Annotated in this window: 20 protein-coding genes; 15 read left to right on the forward strand and 5 right to left on the reverse strand. The window is 32.3% G+C overall.

What is annotated here, in order from left to right; translation table 11 throughout:
• The first annotated feature begins 42 nt into the window (after positions 1 to 42).
• From gcvP to FG167_RS02150, 4 genes are all read left to right on the forward strand, one after another.
• Positions 43 to 2,895, forward strand: a complete 2,853-nt coding sequence (gene gcvP / locus FG167_RS02135) for an aminomethyl-transferring glycine dehydrogenase (RefSeq protein WP_203459825.1) — start codon at positions 43 to 45, stop codon at positions 2,893 to 2,895.
• Between the two features lie 94 nt (positions 2,896 to 2,989).
• Positions 2,990 to 4,048, forward strand: a complete 1,059-nt coding sequence (locus tag FG167_RS02140; RefSeq protein WP_203459826.1) for a 3-oxoacyl-ACP synthase III family protein — start codon at positions 2,990 to 2,992, stop codon at positions 4,046 to 4,048.
• Positions 4,049 to 4,097: 49 nt separating this feature from the next.
• Complete coding sequence (locus tag FG167_RS02145; protein WP_203459827.1) at positions 4,098 to 4,619, forward strand: methyltransferase; 522 nt, start codon at positions 4,098 to 4,100, stop codon at positions 4,617 to 4,619.
• Positions 4,620 to 4,703: 84 nt separating this feature from the next.
• Positions 4,704 to 5,552, forward strand: a complete 849-nt coding sequence (locus tag FG167_RS02150) for a glycosyltransferase family 2 protein (protein WP_203459828.1) — start codon at positions 4,704 to 4,706, stop codon at positions 5,550 to 5,552.
• Positions 5,553 to 5,590: 38 nt separating this feature from the next.
• Here the strand turns inward: FG167_RS02150 and FG167_RS02155 are convergent, their stop codons facing one another.
• The 3 genes from FG167_RS02155 to FG167_RS02165 all read right to left on the reverse strand — a co-directional run bounded on the left by FG167_RS02155 (position 5,591) and on the right by FG167_RS02165 (position 12,231).
• Complete coding sequence (locus FG167_RS02155; RefSeq protein WP_203459829.1) at positions 5,591 to 6,397, reverse strand: DNA/RNA non-specific endonuclease; 807 nt, start codon at positions 6,395 to 6,397, stop codon at positions 5,591 to 5,593.
• Complete coding sequence (locus FG167_RS02160) at positions 6,397 to 9,381, reverse strand: T9SS type A sorting domain-containing protein (RefSeq protein ID WP_203459830.1); 2,985 nt, start codon at positions 9,379 to 9,381, stop codon at positions 6,397 to 6,399. Before FG167_RS02160 ends, FG167_RS02155 begins: the two co-directional genes overlap by 1 nt.
• 213 nt (positions 9,382 to 9,594) lie before the next feature.
• Positions 9,595 to 12,231, reverse strand: a complete 2,637-nt coding sequence (locus FG167_RS02165) for a valine--tRNA ligase (protein WP_203459831.1) — start codon at positions 12,229 to 12,231, stop codon at positions 9,595 to 9,597.
• A 248-nt stretch (positions 12,232 to 12,479) separates the two neighbouring features.
• On the opposite strand from FG167_RS02165, the gene FG167_RS02170 reads away from it, so the two are divergent.
• Positions 12,480 to 12,896, forward strand: a complete 417-nt coding sequence (locus FG167_RS02170) for a DUF1573 domain-containing protein (protein WP_203461030.1) — start codon at positions 12,480 to 12,482, stop codon at positions 12,894 to 12,896.
• A 61-nt stretch (positions 12,897 to 12,957) separates the two neighbouring features.
• Here the strand turns inward: FG167_RS02170 and FG167_RS02175 are convergent, their stop codons facing one another.
• Positions 12,958 to 14,301, reverse strand: a complete 1,344-nt coding sequence (locus tag FG167_RS02175; RefSeq protein WP_203459832.1) for an aspartyl protease family protein — start codon at positions 14,299 to 14,301, stop codon at positions 12,958 to 12,960.
• A 123-nt stretch (positions 14,302 to 14,424) separates the two neighbouring features.
• Here FG167_RS02175 and FG167_RS02180 point away from each other — a divergent pair, with 123 nt between their 5' ends.
• The 10 genes from FG167_RS02180 to FG167_RS02225 all read left to right on the forward strand — a co-directional run bounded on the left by FG167_RS02180 (position 14,425) and on the right by FG167_RS02225 (position 24,254).
• Positions 14,425 to 15,615: a pyridoxal phosphate-dependent aminotransferase gene (locus FG167_RS02180; RefSeq protein ID WP_203459833.1), complete on the forward strand. Its 1,191-nt coding sequence runs from the start codon at positions 14,425 to 14,427 to the stop codon at positions 15,613 to 15,615.
• Positions 15,615 to 16,628, forward strand: coding sequence for a UDP-N-acetylmuramate dehydrogenase (gene murB, locus FG167_RS02185; RefSeq protein ID WP_203459834.1), 1,014 nt, complete (start codon positions 15,615 to 15,617; stop codon positions 16,626 to 16,628). The genes FG167_RS02180 and murB overlap by 1 nt, the downstream gene beginning before the upstream one ends.
• A gap of 63 nt (positions 16,629 to 16,691) precedes the next feature.
• A complete protein-coding gene (locus FG167_RS02190; protein ID WP_203459835.1) occupies positions 16,692 to 17,240 on the forward strand; it encodes an RNA polymerase sigma factor in 549 nt (182 codons plus the stop codon).
• On the forward strand, positions 17,233 to 18,024 hold the full coding sequence (locus tag FG167_RS02195) for an anti-sigma factor (protein ID WP_203459836.1): 792 nt from the start codon (positions 17,233 to 17,235) through the stop codon (positions 18,022 to 18,024). The genes FG167_RS02190 and FG167_RS02195 overlap by 8 nt, the downstream gene beginning before the upstream one ends.
• 113 nt (positions 18,025 to 18,137) lie before the next feature.
• Positions 18,138 to 18,341 carry a hypothetical protein gene (locus FG167_RS02200; RefSeq protein ID WP_055442936.1) on the forward strand — a complete coding sequence of 68 codons (204 nt, stop codon included), beginning with the start codon at positions 18,138 to 18,140 and terminating at the stop codon, positions 18,339 to 18,341.
• Positions 18,342 to 18,346: 5 nt separating this feature from the next.
• Positions 18,347 to 19,459 (forward strand): glycosyltransferase, encoded by a 1,113-nt coding sequence (locus FG167_RS02205; RefSeq protein WP_203459837.1) that lies wholly within the window; start codon positions 18,347 to 18,349, stop codon positions 19,457 to 19,459.
• Positions 19,450 to 19,998: an RNA polymerase sigma factor gene (locus tag FG167_RS02210; protein ID WP_203459838.1), complete on the forward strand. Its 549-nt coding sequence runs from the start codon at positions 19,450 to 19,452 to the stop codon at positions 19,996 to 19,998. The genes FG167_RS02205 and FG167_RS02210 overlap by 10 nt, the downstream gene beginning before the upstream one ends.
• A gap of 100 nt (positions 19,999 to 20,098) precedes the next feature.
• A complete protein-coding gene (gene lipA / locus FG167_RS02215; protein WP_203459839.1) occupies positions 20,099 to 20,977 on the forward strand; it encodes a lipoyl synthase in 879 nt (292 codons plus the stop codon).
• Entirely contained in the window at positions 20,977 to 21,975 is a 999-nt protein-coding gene (gap, locus tag FG167_RS02220; protein ID WP_203459840.1) for a type I glyceraldehyde-3-phosphate dehydrogenase, read from the forward strand. The genes lipA and gap overlap by 1 nt, the downstream gene beginning before the upstream one ends.
• 47 nt (positions 21,976 to 22,022) lie before the next feature.
• A complete protein-coding gene (locus FG167_RS02225) occupies positions 22,023 to 24,254 on the forward strand; it encodes an ATP-binding protein (RefSeq protein WP_239004429.1) in 2,232 nt (743 codons plus the stop codon).
• Here FG167_RS02225 and lpxK read toward each other — a convergent pair.
• Positions 24,247 to 25,251, reverse strand: coding sequence for a tetraacyldisaccharide 4'-kinase (lpxK, locus tag FG167_RS02230; RefSeq protein WP_203459841.1), 1,005 nt, complete (start codon positions 25,249 to 25,251; stop codon positions 24,247 to 24,249). The genes FG167_RS02225 and lpxK overlap by 8 nt on opposite strands.
• Positions 25,252 to 25,396 lie beyond the last annotated feature (145 nt).

The raw sequence follows: 25,396 nt of genomic DNA on the forward strand, positions 1-25,396 counted from the left end.
CTCATTCTCACGAAAGTGAGAATATAACACAACTATTTAAGAATGAATACAAACACCTTTGCACTTCGTCATATTGGTCCTAGAGAAGAAGACCAAAAACAAATGCTAAAAACCATTGGTGTAGATAGTTTAGACCAACTTATCTACGAAACCATTCCGGATGATATTAGATTAAAAAAAGATCTGGATCTTGCAGAAGCCATGAGTGAGCAAGAATATTTAGTATACCTAAATGAGGTTGCTAAAAAGAATAAAGTATACAAAACATATATTGGTTTAGGGTATCACCCAACTATTTTACCAGCAGTAATACAACGTAACATTTTAGAAAATCCGGGTTGGTATACTGCGTACACACCGTATCAAGCGGAAATTGCACAAGGTCGTTTAGAAGCACTTCTAAATTACCAAACGATGATTACAGACCTAACAGGAATGGAACTTGCAAACGCTTCGCTTTTAGATGAAAGTACTGCTGCTGCTGAAGCCATGAGCCTATTATTTGCAGTTAGAGATCGTGCACAAAAAAAAGCTGGTATAAATAAGTTTTTTGTTTCTGAAAACATTTTACCACAAACACTTTCTCTTTTACAAACTAGATCTAACCCTATTGGTGTAGAACTAGTTGTTGGAGATGAAAACACGTTTGATTTTTCTTCAGGATTCTTTGGAGCAATCTTACAATATCCAGGAAAAAACGGACAAGTTACGGACATAAAATCTTTTATAGCTAAAGCTAACGAAGCACAAATTAAAGTTGCTATTGCTGCAGATATTTTAAGCTTAGTAAAACTAGAAGCTCCTGGTAAGTTTGGAGCTGATGTAGTAGTTGGTACCACACAACGTTTTGGAATTCCAATGGGTTATGGCGGACCACATGCAGCATATTTTGCAACTAAAGAAGTGTACAAACGCGATATTCCAGGACGTATCATTGGTGTTACCAAAGACGTAAACGGTAATAGAGCTTTACGTATGGCTTTACAGACTAGAGAACAACATATAAAAAGAGACAGAGCAACCTCTAATATTTGTACAGCACAAGTATTATTAGCGGTTATGGCTGGAATGTATGCTGTTTATCATGGACCTAAAGGTTTACAATTTATAGCAAACCAAGTACATAGTGCAGCTTCATCGCTAGCAGAAGCCTTAGAGAAATTAGGTTTTAAACAAACCAATACTTCGTACTTCGATACGCTTCAAATTAAAACCAAAGCTAAAAAAGTAAAGAAAATTGCCAAAGACAAAAAAGTAAACTTCTTTTATCCTGACAAGAAAACAGTTACTATTTCTATAAACGAAACGACTTCGGTTAGAGATATAAATGAGATCATTTCTATTTTCGCTAAAGTTGCAGGTAAAAAAGCATTTACTATTTCTTCTTTTTCAGAAGTAAATAATATTGATAAAGAACTTCAAAGAACCACCGATTTCTTAACACTAGATATTTTTAATTCGTACCATTCAGAAACCGAATTAATGCGATACATTAAAAGACTAGAACGTAAAGATTTATCGTTAAATCATTCTATGATTTCGCTTGGTTCTTGTACTATGAAATTAAATGCAGCAGCAGAAATGCTACCTTTAAGCCAATCAGAATGGGGTAATATTCATCCTTTTGCGCCATTAAAACAAGCCAGAGGTTATACTAAAGTTTTAAAAGAATTAGAAGACCAACTAACAGAGATTACCGGTTTTGCTGCAACATCTTTACAACCAAATTCTGGTGCACAAGGAGAGTTTGCAGGACTAATGGTTATTAAAGCATATCATGAGTCTCGTAATGATCATCATAGAAACATTTGTATAATTCCTAGTTCTGCACATGGTACAAATCCAGCTAGTGCAGTGATGGCAGGAATGAAGGTAGTAGTTACTAAATCTACAGCCGAAGGTAACATCGATGTGGAAGATTTACGTGAAAAAGCAATTTTACACAAAGATAACTTATCTTGTTTAATGGTAACTTATCCTTCTACACATGGGGTTTACGAAGCTTCTATAAAAGAAATTACCAAAATTATTCATGATAATGGCGGACAAGTTTATATGGATGGAGCAAACATGAATGCACAAGTAGGATTAACCAATCCTGGAAATATTGGCGCAGATGTTTGTCACTTAAACTTACATAAAACCTTTGCTATTCCTCATGGAGGTGGAGGCCCTGGAGTTGGACCAATTTGCGTTGCAAAACAATTGGCTCCTTTTTTACCTGGAAATCCAATAATTAAAACTGGAGGAAAAGACGCTATAACTGCCATCTCCTCTGCTCCTTTTGGTTCTGCTTTAGTTTGTTTAATTTCTTATGGTTACATAAAAATGCTAGGAGCAAAAGGATTAACAGCTTCTACAAAAGTTGCAATCTTAAATGCAAACTACATTAAAACTAGATTAGAGGGGCATTTTGAGACTTTATACTCTGGTGAACGTGGTCGTGCAGCTCATGAAATGATAGTAGACTGTCGTGCTTTTAAAGCAAATGGTATTGAGGTTACAGATATTGCAAAACGTTTAATGGATTATGGTTTTCATGCGCCAACAGTATCTTTTCCAGTAGCAGGAACCTTAATGATTGAGCCTACAGAAAGTGAAAGTAAACAAGAAATTGATCGTTTTTGTGATGCATTAATTTCTATTAGAAAAGAAATAAACCTAGCAACAAAAGAGGATACCAACAATCCTTTAAAAAACGCTCCACATACCTTGGCAATGGTAACTGCTAATAATTGGGATTTCCCTTACACTAGAGATACTGCTGCATATCCTTTAGAATATGTACATGACAATAAATTTTGGCCAAGCGTAAGAAGAGTAGATGATGCTTATGGAGACCGTAATTTAATATGTACATGTGCTCCTATTGAAGAATATATCGACGCAAACTAACGGTTGAACATCGTAAATAATTAATCATTAAAAATTGCCTTTAATTTTTACGACTTATATTAGCGAATAAACAATTAAAGGCATTCCTTTTTTTATGAATATCAAAATTACAGGTACAGGAAGTTATATACCAAGCACAATAGAAAAAAATGAAGATTTTTATAATCATGAATTTTTAAATGCAGATGGTTCTAAAATAAATAGTCCAAATGAAGTTATCGTTCATAAATTTAAAGCGATAACAGGAATTGAAGAAAGGCGCTATGCAAAACCAGAATTATCAAATTCTGATATTGCTTTTTATGCAGCAGAAAAGGCTATTGCTGACGCAAAAATTGATAAAGAAACCTTAGATTATATTATTGTCGCCCATAATTACGGTGACATAAAACATAATACGGAGCAAAGTGATACGGTACCAAGTATTGCCTCACGCGTAAAGCACTTGTTACAAATTAAAAATCCAAAATGTGTTGGGTACGATTTACTTTTTGGATGTCCAGGTTGGATTGAAGGTGTGATCCAAGCCAATGCATTTATTAAATCTGGAATAGCAAAACGCTGTTTGGTTATCGGATCGGAAACTTTATCTAGAGTTGTAGATAAACACGATCGAGATTCTATGATATATAGTGATGGTGCAGGAGCTGTTATTGTGGAAGAAACCGAAGAAGAAGGTGGTATTATAAGCCATGAAACTGCAACTTTTGCTTTAGACGAGGCGCATTTTATCTATTTTGGAAAAACTAATAAACAAGAATCTGCTAGTCAACGTAAATACATTAAAATGTATGGTAGAAAGATTTATGAATTTGCTTTAACCAATGTTCCATTAGCATTAAAATCATGCTTAGATAAAAGTGGATATGGTATACATGATGTCAAAAAAATACTAATTCATCAAGCAAATGAAAAAATGGATGAAGCGATTATAAATCGTTTTTACAAGCTTTATAATATGGAAACACCAGAAGGTATTATGCCTATGTCTATTAACATGCTTGGTAATTCTAGCGTAGCAACGGTTCCTACTTTATATGATATGATTTTAAAAGGAAAACTTGAAAATCAAGAAATCCATAAAGGAGATATCATCATGTTTGCAAGTGTTGGAGCTGGTATGAATATTAACGCAATAGTGTATAAGCACTAGTTATTAAATCATTGAATTTAAAAGGTTTTCGCTTTCGCGGAAAATAAATATGTACGAACAAACATTTCCGCATAAACGCTACAAACTTACCTATCAGTTTTTAGAAAAACACATTTCTAAATCGGAAGCAATTTTAGATTTAGGAGTAGAAAATCCGTTTACCAAAATCTTAAAGGATAATGGTTTTTCTGTGGAGAACACCAAAGGGGAAGACTTGGACACGAATACTACAACCATAAAAAACTCGGAAGCAACCGTTGTAACGGCTTTTGAGATTTTTGAACACCTACTCTCTCCTTTTACTGTTTTACAAGATATAAAAGCAGATAAACTAGTAATAAGCGTTCCGCTTCGATTATGGTTTTCTACTGCTTACCGAAGTAAAATAGATACATGGGATAGACATTACCATGAGTTTGAAGATTGGCAATTAGATTGGCTATTAGAAAAAACGGGATGGAAAATAATAGATAGACAAAAATGGACTAATCCTACCAAAAAAATTGGGATTAGACCAATACTAAGATGGTTTACTCCTAGGTATTATATAATCTACGCAGAACGCGTATAAGATTTCAAAAAACGAAATAACAAATCCCAAAAACTTACTCGGTTGGTTTTGGAATTTGAGATTTTAATATTGTAATTTGTTTTCATGAACATTTCCATTATCATTCCTGCGCATAACGAAGAAAAGTTTATCGAAAAAACTATCGTTTCTTTGGTAAATCAAACGCTTCGTCCAAAGCAAATTGTGATTGTAAATGATAATTCTACCGATAAAACCCAAAAGATAGTTTCGTATTATTTATCGAAGTACAGTTGGATCTCTCTTGTAAACATTACTTCTTCCGATGCACATTTACCAGGAACTAAAATTATCAATGCTTTTTACAAAGGCTTAGAAATTCTAGACACCAACTACGATGTGATTTGTAAATTTGATGCAGATTTAATCTTTCCGAATAATTATTTAGAAAAATTAGCAGCACATTTTAATGCGAATAAAAAGTTAGGAATGGCTGCTGGTTTCTGCTATATTGAAAAAGACAAGCAATGGATCTTAGAAAATCTAACGCGTAAAGATCATATTCGTGGTGCTTTAAAAGCCTATAGAAAAGAGTGCTTTGAGCAAATAGGAAAACTAAAACCTTCTATGGGTTGGGATACTGTGGATGAGCTTTTATCTAAATATTACGATTGGGAAATACTTACCGATGAGACACTACACGTAAAACATTTAAAACCTACCGGAATAAGCTATAACAAAGCATCTAAACACATGCAAGGAGAAGCGATGTATAAAATGCGCTACGGATTTATAATCACACTAATTTCTGCATTAAAATTGGCGTATAAAAAAGGAAGATTTGCTCTATTTCAAGATTATATGTCTGGTTATTTTAAAGCGAAAACCAACAAAACAGCATATTTAGTTACTAAAGATCAAGGTGTTTTTATTAGAAAACTGCGTTGGGAAGGAATGCTAGATAAATTGAAATAAAGATGCTTCGACTGCGCTCAGCATGACAGGCTAACCTTCTAAAAACTCCAATTTTTATAATTTGCGGAAGCTTCTAATTTATTTTCTACAGTATCCTCCAATTCGGAAAAGAAATCAATTCCTGTTAATGCTTCTACCTCATCTACAGAAACGACAAACTTATATAGCGGCTCTTTAGATTCCTTATGCTTCATTAAAAACGCAATCACTTTCGTTTTACCAGAATTGTTATCTATCAACACCTTATAAAACTGATTTGGCACGGATACTTTTTCGGTACCTATGGTTTTCATATTTCCTTTTAAAATTCCGCCAGACACCACAAAAACGCCATTGTACTTACTTGCCCAATATCTTGTTTTCTGTTCTAATCGATTCCAAACACCGGCATTAAAATCGTGTTTTTGCGGAGAAATATTACTTGTCAAAAAAGTTTCGTCATGCGCAGATTTACTATATTTTCTATCTCCTGCAGGACAAAGGTGTCCGCGATCATAACCCGATTGCTTATAATTTCGCCAATGTGCAGCTCCGGTTTTCACAGCATTATCCACTTCAAAATAAGGACGTTTAAAATTAGCGCTACTTAAATGTGATTTCTTAAGTTCATAAGCTACCCATTCTGCTTGTTCATGGGGTTCACTATAACTTAAACTATACCCTTCATGATGCACTATCTGTCCTGTGGTACTTGTTGGCAAAAAATATTCGTTGGTATTTGTTTTTACTGTACCTCCTTGTTCAATGATGCCAACTTTAATTTCATTATCGAAATAAGCATCGTATCCATAAACTCCAACAAGGATTAGGATAGCAATTACAGAATATATTTTTTTATTAGCCATTACCGTTTTACAAATTTAAGCTTTATCTTTTTATTGGATCTATCCGTAATTTCTGCAATATACATTCCTGAATTTAAAAAGGAAAGATCTACATTTTCGGAATTCACATTATTTAAAGATTGTATATTTTGTCCTAACAGATTATAAATATTCAAGCTTTGAATCTCATTTAAATTTTCAATACCATGTAACACTAATGTTTCTTTTTCTATATTATAAAAAACGGAAACTGGATTCGCATCCAAATCTTGTGAAGACAAAACTTGTCCTTCTTGATAAACTATTGAAAAACGAGATACATCTACACTACTATTTAAATTTAAAGTTATGCCATTATCCATTATATCATAAAACATATTTGTCTGATTATCTTTCAAATAAATAGTTTCACTTTCCGGAAAATTTAGAGTTTCTGTAATCTCAAAAGTATAAGCGCCAGAATCGGTAATATGGATTCCTAAAGGTATTTCATCTAATACATCAAAACTATTAAGCGCTTGAATACATAACTCTTCATCTGTAATTGCCCAATAAATCTCATTGGAAAGCTCATTAAAGGTTCTACTATCGTAACCATGATTAAAACCAGCATTCGCATTCGTATCATATCCTAAAGCAATGGTAGACTCATTACTAGCTGCATCTCTAAACGCAAGCCAATATTTAATTCGAGTATCTGTTGTTGTTTCTTCTGATGTTCTATAAAAAACACTTTCTCCCAAAGATTCTTTTTTAAATGCTCTTTGACTATTTTTAAAGACAATTGTACCATCTGTATGCGCTTTTACAAAAAAGCTCTGTCCTACAGGAATATAATCTTTAGGACCTCCTTTTGAGGATACTCCTCCATTTACTGGTATAGGAACACTAACAGCCCCTAATAAATTATAGGTTGCATAACCTCCTTGATATTGATTTAAAACATGTGTATCATTTGAAGCAAATTGCTCATAAAAATAAAGAGAACCATCTATTACAGAAAGGTTATCTTTAATAAATTGAACAGCATCTAATGCGGAAGGAAATGGATTACCTACTAAAACCTCATCACCCGCTAATACATCTATAAATATATCGCCATCGTTTGCTATACCTTTAAAAGTATATTTTTGTTCTAAAACAGATAGGTTTCCAGAACCTTTCATGGTATAACCAAGACCTGGTGTAATTGGAGTTGTTGGAGAAATATCATGCCAATCTGCATACGCATCAGCTAAGCCATTAAAAGTATACAACCAACGATTACTCCATTCCATAGGGCTAGCCAAAGGATTAGCATCATTACTAGATGTAAAACCAATAGGTCCTGTTTCCGTTTCTAAATAATTTACTTGCCAATTACCATTTCTATGCACCGGAGCACTCCAATAATTATAATTATATAAATTATTAGAACCTTCTTGTGAAATGGTTAAATCACCACTTCCCGAATTTAAAGAGGTTCCTGTATGCTTTTGAATTAGTTGCGCTTCATCTACAAACGTAATTGTTCCATTATTCCATATCCCATTTTCAACTTCTAATAGCACACCATCGTTAACCTGTAATGTTGCACCTAATTCTACTTGAACTTCTCTAACATATCCAGCTTCATTTAGAATGCCTATTGCTCCAGATTTCACCGTTAATTTTAAACAGGAATCTGATGCATTTGGTGCACTACCAATACCAGACCCGTTAAAATAAGAAGTTCCGTCCCAAACAATTTGGTCTAAATAACTTAATGTAAAATAATCTCCATCAGAAAAAGAAACTCCGGATACAGTTGCTGTAGACCCTGAAATGGTTAAATCATAACTAGTTGCTGTAGAAAAAGCACTATTACTATCTACAATTAATTGCAAAGGTTGGCAACTTTGTTTAGCTGTTAAATCTAAAGCGGAAATATCAAAACTCATATTTACAGTTCCCAGGTTTCCAATTTTACTAACGCGCCATTTTGAATCTAGTTGCTCTCTATAATGTACTGTTTCTGTAACAAAATTATAGGAAGGATCCTTTTTGTCTTCTCCCCAAAATAAATAATCTCCATTAGATAAAGCAGAAGGTGCATTTATTCTAACAATTCCTGACCCTTGAGAATCTAAATGATTACTCCCATCTGAAGCTTGCCCAATTCCTGCTACATGATGATCAAAATCACCATTAGCAATATTATCGTTAGTATAAAAATTATTAGCTGTTAAAGCGATATTATACTTTGCTGATAAATAATTATTTACAATTATAGTTTCTGCCTGATTCAACTTATAATTAAAATGAATAAGCTCTGACATTTCTCCTTTAGAATAACGATTGTAATCCACATTCATCGTTCCAATGGTTAAAGGCTGATTTGAATTTATAATACTCGTACTATTTTCTTTTGCTGTTAATAGAACGCTACCATTACGAGACATAGAGCTTCTTGAATTAATGGGGTTGCTTCCATCAAAATCAAAACTCAAAATATAATTCTCATCATTAGAAAAAGATGCTGAACTGGTATAACGATTATTTGAATTTACAATATCGGTTGTAAGTTTATTATTATAAAGAAAAAAGGTATACGCATAATTCGCACTGACAGAATAAGTAAGTCTTTTACCTAATATCGCGTGTACATTATTACTGGTATAAAGGCCTTTTGGCTTAAAAACTGAAAAATAAGTAATTGCAGTAGTCCCATCTAAAATATCGGCATCATCTACTTTTAACCAATCTCTAACCCCATTAAAATCTACACTAGGGTAATTATTTAAAGAAGAGTTACTAATAAAAGATGGTTGTTCACCTGTAATCGTTTGATTTGCATCGTTATTATTACCAGAAGCATCTCGCCAATTAGAAACGACTTCTCCATCTAATAATTTTAAATCATCCACTTTTAACCAAAGGCCATTAGTTGATGTATTACCAACGCCACCTGGGCCAGATTGCGAAAATATATAAATAGGGCACAATAAAGCAAGAAGCAGTATTGGGAATAAGGTTAATTTAAACATGCTATTAATTCTTAGGGGCTGCAAAGGTAGGCAACAAAAACACTATTAAAAATCATTTAACATTGCTCTTAGATCTTATTCGCTAAGATGATATGTATAGCCGATGATTGGAACTCATATATCTTCTTTATATGTTTAATAGGCATTTATTTCTAATAAAAAAGCCTTTCCAAATCTGGAAAGGCTTTTTTATTTCATATATGTTCTAAGCGTTTACTTCAAACTAGCCAAACTAGCTTTTAGAGTTTCAATCTTAGCCAAAGCATCTGCTTCTTTTTTACGTTCGTTAGCAATAACTTGTTCTGGGGCTCCTGCAACAAAACGTTCGTTAGAAAGTTTCTTTTGTACCGATTTAAGGAAACCTTCGGTATACCCTAATTCTTCGGTTAACTTTTTAATTTCTGCTTCAATATCTATAGCGCCATCCATTGGTATAAAATACTCGTTAGATTTTACTCGAAACGTAAGCGCTCCTTCTACAGGTTCTTTTACATATTCTATAGCTTCTAAGTTTCCTAGTTTTGCAATAACTTCATCAAATGTAGTATCCGAATTTTCATTATTAATTACCGAAAAACCAATAGCATCTTTAAACGCAATGTTCTTTTCTTTTCTAACGGTTCGTATTCCCGAAATCACTTCCGAAGCAAATTCAAACTGAGAAATAATCTCCTTGTTCACTGGTTTAGATTCTGGCCATTTTGCAATGATTAATGCTTCTTCTGGCGTACGTTCTGCAATATATTGCCAGATATCTTCCGTTAAGAAAGGCATAAATGGATGTAATATTTTTAAGTTATCCTCAAAAGCAGCCATTACTTTATTATAAGTAACCGCATCAATTGGCTGTTGGTATGCTGGTTTTACAATCTCTAATAACCACCCGCAGAAATCATCATAAATCAATTTATAAATAGACATTAAAGCATCGCTTAAACGGTATTTACTAAAATGGTCTTCAATTTCTACTAAGGCTGTTTGAAACTTTGCTTCGTACCAATCTAAAGCTATTTTACTCGAGTTTGGTTGTTCTATAGTATCGCTAACCTCCCAAATATTGGTAAGATTAAATGCATTCCATACTTTGTTCCCAAAGGCTTTTCCTTGTTGACAAAGGGCTTCGTCAAACATTAGGTCATTTCCTGCTGCACTACTAAATAGCATTCCAACACGAACACCATCTGCACTATATTCTTCAATTAATTTTAAAGCGTCTGGTGAGTTCCCTAAAGATTTACTCATTTTACGACGTTGCTTATCGCGAACCAAACCAGTTAAGTACACATTTTGAAAAGGTCTTTCGTTCTTATACTCATAACCTGCAACAATCATACGTGCTACCCAAAAGAATAAAATATCTGGCCCAGTTACTAAATCATTAGTAGGATAGTAATATTTTATGTCTTCGTTTTCCGGATTTCTTATTCCGTCAAAAACAGACATTGGCCATAACCATGAACTAAACCATGTGTCTAAAGCATCTGTATCTTGTTTTAAATCGGAAGCTTTTAAATCTGCTTTCCCTGTTACTTTTTGCGCCTTCTCAACTGCTAATTCGATAGTTTCTGCAACTACAAAATCTTCTTTTCCGTCGCCATAGAAATACGCAGGAATTTGTTGTCCCCAAAGTAATTGACGAGAGATATTCCAATCGCGAATATTCTCCATCCAGTGGCGATAGGTATTTTCGAATTTCTTCGGAAATAATTTAATCTCAGGATCTTCACCTAAAACAGCTTCAATAGCCGGTTTTGCCAACTCTTCCATTTTTAAGAACCATTGGTCACTTAATCTTGGTTCAATAACAGCTTTGGTTCTTTCTGAAGTTCCTACTTTATTCATATGTGTTTCAGTCTTCACTAAAGCACCTATTTCTTCTAATTCTTTAGATACTGATTTTCTAGCCACAAAACGATCTTGACCTTCAAATTGCAATCCGAAACTATTTAAAGTCGCATCTTCATGAAAAATATCGATAACTTCTAAATTGTGCTTATCCCCAAGATTTTTATCATTTTCATCATGCGCTGGAGTTACTTTTAAGCAACCAGTTCCAAATTCTATATCTACATATGCATCTTCAATAATTGGGATTACACGATTACAAATTGGTACGATTGCTTTTTTTCCACGTAAGTGTGCAAAACGTTCGTCTTCTGGATTAATACAAATTGCGGTATCCCCAAAAATAGTTTCCGGACGTGTAGTTGCGATCGTTAAAGTATCGTCGCTTCCTTCCACCTTATAATTTATATAATATAGGTTTCCTTGACGTTCTTCATGAATTACTTCTTCATCAGACAAGGTAGTTTTTGCTTCCGGATCCCAGTTTACCATTCGGTAACCTCTATAAATCAATCCTTTTTCATGTAAATCCACAAAAACCTTAATTACAGATTCAGACATATCATCATCCATTGTAAATTTAGTTCTGTCCCAATCACAAGAACACCCTAATTTTTTAAGTTGCTCTAATATTACTCCTCCATATTCTTCGGTCCATTCCCAGGCGTGTGCTAAAAACTCTTCTCTTGTTAAATCGTTTTTATCTATTCCTTGTTCCTTTAATTTAGCTACAACTTTTGCTTCTGTAGCAATAGATGCGTGATCTGTTCCAGGAACCCAACATGCATTTTTACCTAACAAACGCGCACGACGTATAAGAACATCTTGTATAGTATTGTTAAGCATGTGTCCCATGTGTAAAACTCCAGTTACATTTGGTGGCGGAATTACAATGGTATATGGTTCTCTTTCGTCTGGTGTGGAATGAAAATAATTATGTTCTGTCCAGTAGCTGTACCACTTACTTTCTACACTATTTGCATCATATTTTGATGGAATGTTCATACTTTGGAATAGTTTTTGAATAATATTATGCAAAAGTACTTATAATTTATATTTTGAAAAATATTAATGGGGTTTAATGTACCTTTAAGCCTAAAGTTTATGTTAAGATTTACGCATTACATCCATTATTTTTGTAGAATGACTGAAAAGTAAGTAGATTTACAATATAATTAAAAACAAAAACAACACAAGTAATTGATAATCAATTAAATGTGTTTTAAAATAAAAATAATTTAAATTAAAAAATGATGAAACAAATACTTACAATTTTATTTATCGGAATATTTAGTTTTTCAATGACTGCTCAAGCAAAAATTGAATTTAAAGAAACGACAGTAGATTATGGTACTATAGAAAAAGGTGCCGATGGTATTAGAACTTTTGAATTTACTAATACTGGAGATGCTCCACTTATTATATCTAAAGTATCTTCTAGTTGTGGTTGTACAGTACCATCTAGTCCTAAGGGACCAATTATGCCTGGAGATACGGGTGAAATAAAAGTAAAGTATGACACTAAGCGTGTAATGCCTATTAGAAAAACTATTACGGTTCTTTCTAATGCAGAAACACCAACTGTAGCATTAAAAATTAAAGGAGAAGTTATTGATCCAAGCAAAACAAGCGTTCTTGAAAAAAGAGAAAAAAGTGTAATGGAAAAATAACTTTCTATAATAACACAAACTTAAAAGGTTGTTTACTAATAAGTAGACAACCTTTATTTTATTAAAACATATCTTCTAATTCAAATTCAAAATCGAATTCTTTACCTAGCCTATTTACTTGTAGCTTGATAGTTTTTCCATCTTTTTCGTAAAAATACTGCGTGATATTTTGTAGGCTAAAATCTGCCGTTTCTTTACCATTTATCTTCAATATGATATCTCCAACCTTTAACCCTACTCTTTCTGCAGGAGAATCTTTTCTAAGTTCTACTATAGTATAGGAAGGTTTAACAGATAACTTATAATCATTATTATACGTGAATTTTATTCCTGAAGTGCTATTTACACCATTAATATCATCTGTTTTTGTTCTTTTTAAGCCTCCAAAACTTCTTTCTCTTATTAGCCTAATTCCATTTTGCTCCAACTCAATACCACTTTTATTATAGCTAAAAGGGTCTTTAAAATACTTGCTCTTTTTTAACTGAAGCATAGACCTTTCATAATCAAAAACAACATGGAATCGTTTTAAAATATTACCTGCAAGACTTCCATTTCTATCTTTATGATTCTTAGCAAAGGAAATAGAAGTCGAATCCGGAAAGGCTACATTGGCATTTTCTAGCGTAAAACTTCCAATTCTAAATGCATCTACCTTAGCTCTCTTCCCATAAACACTTCCGTTTAATCCATGGCCTAAAAAATCAACAAAATGTGCTTCATTAGCATGAATCCCTAAAGAAACATCTTCAAATAACCATAGCGAATCACTTCCGCCAGAATCTATTAAAAGTTTCACAGGAATTTCTTTATCATCAATAGTAACATTGGCATGTATATAAGGTTTCTTATTATGAAAATTTAAAGGGATAGATTCACAGTTTTTACAATCGGAATAGCGATACACTTCATTTTCAAAAATTTTAATCGTTTTTGAAGAATAATTAATATCAACGACAAAGTCTTTAAAAAAATCATATCCTATAATACCATGGATTGGAAACCCTAACTTTGGTGCAAAATTTAATTTAGAATTATATACCACATACAAATCTTCATTAATACTTATCGCATCTCCAATTTCTATTATATTATTTCTAGATCGTAATGCTTCCACAGGCTCTCCTTCTCCTAAACCACGTATTACAATTTTTTCAGAATTATTAATTTTCAAAGTTTCATTAACATTAAATATGTTAAACAAAATGGGCTTACTCACTCCTGTATCTAAAATAAAAGAGAGTTCTACGCCATTAATTTTCACAGGAACTATGATTAAATTATTAATTAATTTAAACTTTATTTTATCACTTTTCTTTTTATTTTGAATCACAAAAGTGTCTTGAGAAAAACCCAGAAAAGGTAGACTAAAAACAAACAAGAAAGTAAAAACTATTTTTTTCATAAGTAATACAAAACACGATCTCTATCAATTTACAAATCTTTCTTCTTAAATCCGTATTTTGTATTGCTTTTTAAAAAAACTTTGATATAATTTTCGCAACTTTGTATCTCAAATACTTATAAAATGCCAGCTATTTCAAAAAAAGGGCAATTAATGCCACAATCGCCTATTAGAAAATTAGTTCCATTTGCTGAAGAAGCTGCAAAAAATGGAAAATCCATATACTATTTAAACATTGGCCAACCAGATATAAAAACACCACAAATAGCATTAGATGCTGTAAAATCTATTTCTTTAGAAGTATTAGCGTATTCTAGATCGGAAGGTTCTGAGCAATACAGGAAAAAAATAGCAAATTACTATGCAAAAAATGATATTCAAGTTAGCCATGAGGACATCATTGTAACTACTGGAGGAAGTGAAGCATTGCTTTTTGCTTTTGGAAGCATTATGGATGTAGATGATGAAATTATTATCCCGGAACCTTTTTATGCAAACTATAATGGTTTTTCTACTTCTTCTGGAGTAAAAGTGGTTCCTGTAATTTCTAAGATTGAAGACAATTTTGCTTTGCCTCCAATTGAAGAATTCGAAAAACTTATTACACCAAGAACCAAAGCAATTCTTATTTGTAATCCAGGAAACCCAACAGGTTACTTATATTCTAAAGAAGAAATTAAAAAACTTGCAGCAATAGTAAAAAAGCATGACTTATTTTTAATTGCAGACGAAGTATATAGAGAATTTGCCTATGATGGAAACACACATTATTCCATCATGCAAGAAGAAGGATTAGAAGAAAATGCAATCATGATTGATTCTGTATCTAAAAGATATAGTATGTGTGGTGCAAGAATAGGTTGTTTAGTATCTAAAAACAAAGAAGTCATTCAAACTGCTTTAAAATTTGCACAAGCAAGATTAAGTCCGCCAACCTTAGCACAAATTGCAAGTGAAGCAGCTTTAGACACACCTCAAAGTTATTTTGATGATGTTATTGAAGAATACGTAGAAAGACGTAATGTTTTAATAAGCGAATTACAAAAAATAGAAGGCGTACAAGTAGCAACCCCAAAAGGTGCGTTTTACTGTATTGCTCAATTACCAATAAAAAATAGTGATGCTTTTGCGCAATGGCTTTTAGAAGATTTTGACTTAAATGGAGAAACGGTTATGGTAGCTCCTGCTGGCGGATTTTACTCTACGCCAGGCGTTGGTTTAAACCAAATACGTATCGCTTACGTTCTTAAAAAAGAAAGTCTAATTAAGGCGGTACATATTATTAAAGAAGCACTTAAAGTGTATAAAGACTAGTGCAAATACAACATAACATATCTCTAAAAAAATATAACACTTTTGGTATCGATGCTAAAGCAAATCACTTTGTTTCCATTAATACTATAGAAGAGTTAAAAGAAGTGCTTCAACTGTCAGAATATCCTAAAAGGTTTATTCTTGGTGGCGGAAGCAATATGCTACTCACTAAAGATGTGGAAGCATTAGTTATGCATATACATTTAAAAGGAATTGAAATTGTTTCGCAAGACGACTCCTCTGTTTTAGTAAAAGCGCAAGCCGGTGAAAACTGGCATAACTTTGTACTTTGGTGTTTGCAAAATGATTTTGGCGGATTAGAAAACCTATCCTTAATTCCTGGTAATGTTGGTACAGCTCCAATTCAAAACATTGGTGCTTACGGCGTGGAATTAAAAGATGCTTTTGTTTCTTGCGAAGCCTTAGAAATTGCAACACAAGAAACTAAAACATTTACTAACGAAGCCTGTAATTTTGAATATCGAAATTCTATTTTTAAACAAGCATTAAAAGGGAAATACATTATAACAAGTGTTCTTTTTAAATTAACCAAAGACAAACATATCCTACGTACTAATTATGGAGCAATCGCTTCGCAATTAGAAATAATGAAAGTAGAGAAACCAACTATTCAAGAGGTTTCCAAAGCTGTTATTACCATTCGCGAAAGTAAATTACCAAACCCAAAAGAAATTGGAAATAGTGGAAGCTTTTTTAAAAACCCAGTGATTTCTTTACAAGATTTTGAGAAATTAAAACAAAATTTCCCAGAGATTCCAAACTACCCCGTTTCTAGTACTTCTATTAAAATTCCTGCAGGTTGGCTTATTGAAAAAGCAGGATTTAAAGGAAAGCGTTTTGGTAACTATGGTGTGCACCAAAAGCAGGCATTAGTTTTGGTCAATTATGATAATGCAAAGGGTTCCGAAATTTTAAATCTTTCAAAAATCATACAAGAAACAATAATGCGTATCTTTAATATTTACATAGAAGCAGAAGTAAATATTATTTAATCTTAAAATAAATCTATAACTTTGATATTCTATAACTTAGAAAAACACTAAACAAAACATCTTTTGAGTACTCCAATAGAACAACAAATAGTTAACTTACTAAAACAAGGCGACAAAAAAGCCATTACTTTGTTGTACGAGAACTACTCAGATACGTTATTTGGAGTTATTTCTAAAGTAATCACAGATCCCGACTTAGCGCAAGATGTATTACAGGAAACTTTTATAAAGGTTTGGAAAAAAGCAAAAACCTATGATGCTAAAAAAGCAAAACTTTTTACATGGCTATATCGAATTGCATACAATACCGCAATCGATAAAATACGCTCTGTGTCGAATAAACAAAGTAAAGAAATCCAAATAGAGAATTCCAACGTATATAAATTAACAGGCAATAGCTTAAATCAAGACGTTATTGATATTCAAACACATTTAAAAACAATAGATGTAAAATATCAAATAGTAATTAATGCGCTCTTTTTTGAGGGTATGACACAACAAGAAGCAAGCGACGAATTAAATATTCCGCTTGGTACAATTAAATCAAGACTAAAAATTGGATTACGTGAATTAAAAAAGATTTACGATCCAGAATTGAAAAGCAATGAATGATAAAGTAATTTCATTTTTAAATTCAGATCTATTAGACAAATATTTAGTAGGCAATACCACTACAGAAGAAAATGTAAAGGTAGAAGCTTACATTGCTAAATATCCTGAAGTTAAAGAGGCATTCAATACCATGCAACAGCATCTAGAGATTGTTGCTAAAAGTAATGCCATTGAAGCACCAGAGCATATATTAAACAATATACTTTCGGCGCTTGACGAGAAACCAGTAATTGCACTACAAACGGTTACCAAACAAAAAACTTGGTATAAATTTAGTATAGCTGCAAGTATAACTGCATTAGTTTTTGCGGGTTCTACATTTATGTTTTACATAAACAATCAAGACCTAAAACGTGAAAACCAAGTAATAGCAGATGAAATTTTTGATCTACGTAGCGACATTGATCAAAACAACCTAATGTTAAGTGATATCATGCAACAATTTAAGCAACTTAATAATCCAGAGACACAAAAATATATAATAAAAGGAAACGCTAGAGCTAAAAATTTAAAAACGGTTGCATATATAAACCCAATAGATAAAACCTCTATGATAGATGTGGTTTCTTTACCACAATTACCAGAAGAGCAGTGTTACCAAATTTGGGCAGAAGTACAAGACAAAATGGTAAGTTTAGGTATCTTAAACGAAACAGACAGCCAACTTATACCTTTACCTTACACAGAAAATGCTTTAGGTTTAAATATTACTATTGAACCAAAAGGAGGTAATGAAAATGCTTCTGTTGAAAAATCTGTAGCAGAAATTAGCTTAAAAAAGTAAAATACTTTCCACGATACATATTTAGAAGCCTCGTTTTAAAAAGCGAGGCTTTTTAGTACACCCATTTCCCAAAAAGTAGTATCTTTGTAGAAATTATTAAGATCAATACACACATGAAATTACTAGCAATTACATTAGTACTTTTAGGTTTAGCAATCGCTGGAATAGCTATAAAAATTTGGGCAAAAAAAGACGGAAAATTTGCTGGTACTTGTGCTAGCCAAAACCCAATGTTAAATAAAGAAGGAGAATCTTGCGGCTTTTGCGGAAAAACTCCTGAGCAATACCAAGACTGTAGCGAACCACAACATTCTTAAAGTACATGATTTTACTGAATATTGCCTTCTACGCATTTATAGCCGTAGTAACTATTCAAGTTATATATTACCTTTTCTTATTTTCAAAGTTTGCTTTTTTACATCCCAAGCATGAAACACAAAAAAACATTGCTGTTTCTATTCTTATTTGTGCTAAAAATGAAGCCGATAATTTAAAGAAATTCCTTCCGTATATATTAAATCAAGAATATCCAGATTTTGAAGTTGTTTTAATTAACGATAACTCTCATGATGACACACTAGAAATCATGGAGGAATTTGCCACAAAGCATAACAACATTAAAATTGTTAATGTACTTCCAACCGAAGCGTTTTTTGGAAACAAAAAGTACGCATTAACTCTTGGTATAAAAGCATCCAAAAATGAATACTTACTTTTTACAGATGCAGATTGCAAACCAAATTCTAAATACTGGTTACAAGAAATGAGCGCACATTTTAACCAAACAAAAAGTATTGTTTTAGGTTATGGTGCTTATGCAAAAATTAAAAACTCCTTTTTAAATAAAATAATCCGATTTGAAACACTGCTAACCGCTTTACAGTATTTCTCTTATGCCAAATCAGGAATACCATTTATGGGAGTTGGTAGAAATTTAGCGTATAAAAAAGAAGCATTCTTTAATGCAAATGGTTTTATAAACCACATGCAAGTCCGTTCTGGCGATGATGATTTATTCATTAATCAAGTAGCCACTAATAAAAATACAAGCATTTGTTTTACAAAAGAAAGTTTTACTATTTCTAATCCGAAAACAACTTTTAAAGACTGGCTTTTACAAAAAAGAAGACACGTTTCTACCGCAAAACATTATAAAGCAATACACAAAACCTTGCTTGTACTTTTCTATATTTCACAATTTTTATTTTGGACTTTAGCAATTACACTACTTATCACAACATATTCATGGCAAATAGTTTTGCCTTTATTCCTTTTAAGATTACTTATTTTTTATATAATATTTGGTAAAACCTCCAATAAATTAGACGAAAAAGACCTTATTATTTTTCTTCCTTTTTTAGAGATTTTTTTAATTGGAATGCAATTAACTATATTTATAACCAATCTTATTGCAAAACCTAAATATTGGAAATAGAAGAAGCTATACAAAGAGCAAAAAAAAACGAACAAAAGGCATTTAATTTTTTACTAAACACCTTTTGGGATGACGTATATGGTTTTCAGTTAAAACGTATTCAAAATGAAAACGATGCCGAAGACGTTACCATTCAAACCTTTTCTAGAGCTTTTGACAAAATAGAGACGTACAACACCGAATATAAGTTTAAGACTTGGCTGATTACCATTTCTAAAAACATTCATATCGATTTATTGCGAAAAGAAAAACGTTCTATTTCTGCAGATATGTCTAAAGACGATGAAAATTCTTTGTTTCAAATTTTAGACGAAACCCCTTCAGCAGAAGACAAACTTATTACCGAACAAAACTTAGCCAAACTACTTCGGGATATCAAAAAATTAAAACCGCATTATCAAGAGGTGATTAATCTACGCTACTTTCAAGAGTTAAGTTATAAAGAAATCTCCACCCAATTAAACGAACCTATTAACAACGTTAAGGTAAAACTCTTACGTGCTAAAAAACTTTTAGCAGAAATTATTCAGAAAAAATAACCACACTCCTAGTTGGCTTTAATTTATGGTATCTCACTATTTGATAAAGGCATTTTTAATAGAATACTTTGTATCTTTGTACTTAGAAATAACAAACTAAATGAATACAGATACTGCTTCAAACATAATTCCGGAACGAGTAGCAAAACCAAAATGGCTTCGTGTAAAGTTACCAACAGGTAAAAAGTACACCGAACTTCGTGGTTTAGTAGACAAATACAAACTGAATACTATTTGCGCATCAGGAAGCTGTCCGAACATGGGAGAATGCTGGGGAGAAGGTACCGCAACTTTTATGATTCTTGGTAACGTTTGTACACGTTCTTGTGGTTTTTGTGGTGTAAAAACCGGAAGACCAGAAACGGTAGATTGGGATGAACCTGAAAAAGTAGCACGCTCTATTAAAATCATGAAAATTAAGCATGCGGTTTTAACTAGCGTAGATCGTGATGACTTAAAAGACATGGGAAGCATTATGTGGAATGAAACGGTTAAAGCGGTTCGCAGAATGAATCCGGAAACGACACTAGAAACACTAATTCCAGATTTTCAAGGTGTAGAATTACATATTGACAGAATTATAGATGTTGCTCCAGAAGTAGTTTCTCATAATATTGAAACCGTAAGACGCTTAACTCGCGAAGTACGTATTCAAGCAAAATACGATCGAAGTTTGGGGGTTTTAAAATACTTAAAACAACAAGGACAAAGAAGAACAAAGTCTGGCATCATGTTAGGTCTAGGCGAAATGCGAGAAGAAGTTATAGAAACATTACACGATTTAAGAGCGAATGATGTAGATGTAGTAACTATTGGCCAATATTTACAACCGAGTAAAAAACACTTACCTGTAAAGCAATTTATTACTCCAGATCAATTTGAAGAATATAGAGAAATTGGTTTAGGTCTTGGTTTTCGTCATGTAGAAAGTAGCGCTTTAGTACGTTCCTCTTACAAAGCTCAAAAACATATTAATTAATGATTCATGTTGCAATAAATGGATTTGGAAGAATTGGTAGACGCGTTTTTAGACTACTTCAAAACAATCCAAACATACAAGTCGTTGCTATAAATGATTTAGCAGACGCAAGAACATTAAGCCATCTTTTAAAGTATGATAGTATTCATGGCATTTTTAACGAAGACATTTCTTGTAATGAAAATCACATTATAGTAAACAATAAAAATATTCCTTTATTAAATAAGCAAAAGCTAGAAGATATTAATTGGAAACCTTATGATATCGATTTTGTTATTGAAGCAACAGGAAAGTTTAAAACCACAGAAGCGCTAAACCTGCATATTAAAAACGGTGCAAAACGCGTTATTTTAAGTGTTCCTCCTATAGAAGATGACATAAAAACAGTAGTTTTAGGTGTTAATGAAGCTATTTTAGATGGCACTGAAAAAATAATATCTAACGCATCTTGTACCACAAACAATGCGGCACCAATGCTTGCTATCATGCAAGAGCTGTGCGGTATTAAACAAGCATATATTACCACAGTCCATTCCTACACCACAGATCAAAGTTTACACGATCAACCACATAGAGATCTACGTCGTGCAAGAGCTGCTGGACAGTCCATTGTACCAACAACAACTGGAGCAGCAAAGGCACTTACAAAAATATTTCCAGAATTAGCAAATGTAATTGGCGGTTGCGGTATTAGAGTTCCTGTGGCGAATGGCTCGCTTACAGACATCACTTTAAATGTGGAGAAAAATGTAACCATCGAGCAGATTAATGATGCATTTAAAAAAGCTTCGCAAAATAAATACAAAGGCATTTTGGAATATACCGAAGATCCAATTGTATCTATCGATATTGTAGGAAATACACATTCCTGCATATTTGATTCTCAAATGACTTCAACCATTGGAAACATGGTAAAAATTATTGGTTGGTACGATAATGAGACAGGGTATTCTAGTAGAATAATTGATTTAATTAGCAATTTATCGGTAAAAAGTTAACTTTTGTCGAATAAATATTTATATTTGCTTATATCATTGTTAAAAAAATGTTCCGAATCAACTACTATATATGTGCTATTATCATGGTGTTGAGTTGCAGTGTATTTTCTCAGGAAATCACTACTCAAGAGAGAGACACTATACAACAAAATGTAAATAACCTAATAAGGTTAGCTCAAAAAAACATAGATAATTCTAATTATTTTGAAGCGCAAAAAGAGCTTGAGAACGCGCTTATTCCTGCTACAACTATTGAAGATAAAAAAAGTATAGGGCTAATATATTCTAAACTTGGAAAAATTAATTACATCATTGAAGAACCAGATGAAGCGATAAAGCAACTAACAAAAGCAGTTGCCACACAACGCCTTTTTAATGATAAAATTAACCTTGCAGAATCTTACAAAACCTTTGGTAACGTTTATGTTGCAAAAAAGGAATACAACATCGCATTAGACTATTATAAATCGTCAAAAAACCTTTTTGAACAAGAAGGTCTAGATGATTTTGTTGCCGAAGTTGACCTTAAAAAGGGACAGACTTTCTTAGCACTAGAAGACTACAACAAAGCCAAATTACTTTTTGAAAACGCTATCGATTTAGCTAACAGATATAATTTAAAAAAAATACATAGTAGTGCTCAAATAAACCTAGGAGTTGTTTACGCTAAACTTGGCAATATTGATAAAGCTATTGAAATCACCAACGAAGGTGTAAATGAAGCCATTAATAATGATTTCCATAATATTATAAGTGAAGGCTATTTAGTTTTAAGTGACTTAAACCAAGAAACTAAAAACTACAAACTTGCTAATTCGTATTTAAGGAAACACATTAAATTATCAGATTCTCTTTTAAATATAAAAAGACAAAATTTGAATCCAGAAAGAAGGTTTGAATATTTATTAAAAAACCAAACAGAGTATCAAAAAAAGCAAGCTGCAGACCTTGAAGAACTTAAAGATTCAAAAAACCTTAGTAAACTAACGGCTATTCTAAGTGTTGCATTAATTACTATTTTATCGTTATTAACTTTATCGTTATATAAAAACAACAGAATAAGGTTAAAAACAAACAATATGTTGCACAAAAAGAACGGCGAACTTATTCTAGCTAAAGAAAAAGCAGAATTAGCTTCAAAAACAAAAGCCAACTTTTTATCTACGGTAACACATGAATTAAGAACACCTTTATATGCAGTAACCGGATTAAGTAATATGCTTTTAGACGAAAATCCGAAACCAGAACAAGTACAGCATTTAAAGTCTTTAAAATTCTCTGGAGATTACCTATTAACTTTTATTAATGATATTCTTCAAATAAATAAAATTGAAGCGAATAAAGTGGAAGTAGAGCCAGAAGTATTCAATTTAAAAAAGAAAGTAGCTAATGTTATTGCTGCGTTAAATAATTCTGCAATAGATAATGGCATAAAACTCCATTTTGAATACGACAAAGACTTACCAGAAAACTACAATGCAGATCAACTAAAGATTTCTCAAATACTAATTAATCTCATTGGAAACTCTATAAAATTCACAAAGGATGGCGACATCTGGGTTAGAGTATATAAGCTTAACCAAACAGGTAGAACCTACTCTATTAGATTTGAAATAGAAGATAACGGAATTGGTATTAGCAAAGAAAAGCAAGAACACATGTTTGAAAGCTTCTCACAAGGCTCTATTCAAATTAATAGAAAATACGGAGGTACTGGTTTAGGTTTATCTATTGTAAAAGGGTTAATAGATATCTTAAAGGGGAAAATTTATCTTAAAAGTGAATTAGGTAAAGGTTCTAACTTTATTTTTGAAATCCCATTAAACTATACAGATCAAGTAATTGAAGAAGAAACTAAAAAGAATTATTTTAAAAACATAAGCGAAATAGAATTGAGTACAATAAAAATCTTAGTAGTCGAAGACAACAAAATCAACCAAATGATTACCAAAAAGATTCTTAACAAAATGAATCTTAATTGTGACATTGTTGATAACGGAGAAGATGCTGTAGAGCAAGTTAGAAACACAAATTACGATGTTGTTTTAATGGATATACACATGCCTGGAATTAGCGGACTAGAAGCAACCAAGATAATTAGAGGCTTCAAAAAAGACCTTACCATATTTGCTTTAACAGCGGTAACTTTGGAAGACAAAATGCATGAATTTGACGAAGCAGGATTTGATGATATCATATCTAAGCCATTTAAGCAAGAAGACTTTGAAAAGAAACTATACCAAGCTTTAATCAAGGAAGAAGTTGCAATAGTTAAGTAGTAACAAACTCTAAAACTTTAGCATTAAAAGCTTCAGCTCTATCTATATTTACAGTAATAGGTAGATAAAATACTTTATCTTTTAAAGCATCAAACTGTAACAACCTTACATAATCTTTTTCCGTAGTAATAATAAGCGACTTACTTTTAAACAGTTCTATATCTTGCGCTGTAAAGTCATGATGATCTTTAAAATTTAAATGATCAAATTGCAAACCTTCCGTTTTTAAATGATTCACCAAAGGCGTTGCATTTGCAATTCCGGTGACCAAAGTAAAATCATGTAACGTTTTTAATCCCAGTTTCTTTTCTTCAGAAAAAACACTATCTGCATAACGAATAGCACTAAAAAAAACACTTTGATTTGCTTTCGGATTAATACTTCTTATAATTTCATCTTTTTCTATAGCACTTAAGTTATCAGGACATTTAGTTACTACAATACAATTTGCTCGCTTCGCTCCTGCCCTTGGCTCTCGTAAATTTCCCGTTGGTAAAACCCAATCCTTCGTATATAAATTACTATAGGTAGTTAATAAAACATAAAAACCAGCTTTTACTTTTCTATGTTGGTAGGCATCGTCTAATAAAATAACTTCTGGAGCAGTTTCTTGTTGCATTAAATTTTTAATTCCGTTTTGTCTATCTGCATCCACGGCAACTTGAATGTCTTTTTTAAATTTTCTATAAAATTGAAAAGGCTCATCCCCCAATAATTTTGCATTGGCATTATTATCTGCCAAATAAAAACCTTCACTACTTCGTTTATACCCTCGACTTAAAGTAGCCACTTGTTTTTTATCTTTCAGTAAAGCTATTAAATACTCAATCATTGGTGTTTTACCAGTGCCACCAACACTTAAATTACCAACAGCTAATACCGGAAAATCGTACGATTGAGATTTAAAAATACCATTATCATAAAACACGTTACGCAACCAAGTTACTAGATAGTAAATTGGTACAACAGGAAATAAAAAGTATCGCAATAATTTCATATAAAATAAACCACAAAGGCTTGACCATTTTTTAAAAATCGAAGATAATAATTATTTAAACCACATAGAGATTACAAGGAATATTTTAAAATAATAAATGCCAGCACATGCAAGTAAATATTTTATATTTGTTACAAATCCAATA

It is taken from the genome of Lacinutrix sp. WUR7 (assembly GCF_016864015.1).
Lineage (GTDB): Bacteria > Bacteroidota > Bacteroidia > Flavobacteriales > Flavobacteriaceae > Oceanihabitans.

What these genes read in the sequence shown, in the direction of transcription:
- FG167_RS02165 (WP_203459831.1), bottom strand. Translation starts at nt 12,231, where the DNA reads ATGAACATTCCATCAAAATATGATGCAAATAGTGTAGAAAGTAAGTGG.
- FG167_RS02200 (WP_055442936.1), top strand. Translation starts at nt 18,138, where the DNA reads ATGAAATTACTAGCAATTACATTAGTACTTTTAGGTTTAGCAATCGCT.
- FG167_RS02180 (WP_203459833.1), top strand. Translation starts at nt 14,425, where the DNA reads ATGCCAGCTATTTCAAAAAAAGGGCAATTAATGCCACAATCGCCTATT.
- FG167_RS02170 (WP_203461030.1), top strand. Translation starts at nt 12,480, where the DNA reads ATGAAACAAATACTTACAATTTTATTTATCGGAATATTTAGTTTTTCA.
- FG167_RS02155 (WP_203459829.1), bottom strand. Translation starts at nt 6,397, where the DNA reads ATGGCTAATAAAAAAATATATTCTGTAATTGCTATCCTAATCCTTGTT.
- FG167_RS02160 (WP_203459830.1), bottom strand. Translation starts at nt 9,381, where the DNA reads ATGTTTAAATTAACCTTATTCCCAATACTGCTTCTTGCTTTATTGTGC.
- lpxK (WP_203459841.1), bottom strand. Translation starts at nt 25,251, where the DNA reads ATGAAATTATTGCGATACTTTTTATTTCCTGTTGTACCAATTTACTAT.
- FG167_RS02150 (WP_203459828.1), top strand. Translation starts at nt 4,704, where the DNA reads ATGAACATTTCCATTATCATTCCTGCGCATAACGAAGAAAAGTTTATC.
- gcvP (WP_203459825.1), top strand. Translation starts at nt 43, where the DNA reads ATGAATACAAACACCTTTGCACTTCGTCATATTGGTCCTAGAGAAGAA.
- gap (WP_203459840.1), top strand. Translation starts at nt 20,977, where the DNA reads ATGATTCATGTTGCAATAAATGGATTTGGAAGAATTGGTAGACGCGTT.
- FG167_RS02140 (WP_203459826.1), top strand. Translation starts at nt 2,990, where the DNA reads ATGAATATCAAAATTACAGGTACAGGAAGTTATATACCAAGCACAATA.
- lipA (WP_203459839.1), top strand. Translation starts at nt 20,099, where the DNA reads ATGAATACAGATACTGCTTCAAACATAATTCCGGAACGAGTAGCAAAA.
- FG167_RS02175 (WP_203459832.1), bottom strand. Translation starts at nt 14,301, where the DNA reads ATGAAAAAAATAGTTTTTACTTTCTTGTTTGTTTTTAGTCTACCTTTT.
- FG167_RS02145 (WP_203459827.1), top strand. Translation starts at nt 4,098, where the DNA reads ATGTACGAACAAACATTTCCGCATAAACGCTACAAACTTACCTATCAG.
- FG167_RS02225 (WP_239004429.1), top strand. Translation starts at nt 22,023, where the DNA reads ATGTTCCGAATCAACTACTATATATGTGCTATTATCATGGTGTTGAGT.
- FG167_RS02205 (WP_203459837.1), top strand. Translation starts at nt 18,347, where the DNA reads ATGATTTTACTGAATATTGCCTTCTACGCATTTATAGCCGTAGTAACT.
- FG167_RS02195 (WP_203459836.1), top strand. Translation starts at nt 17,233, where the DNA reads ATGAATGATAAAGTAATTTCATTTTTAAATTCAGATCTATTAGACAAA.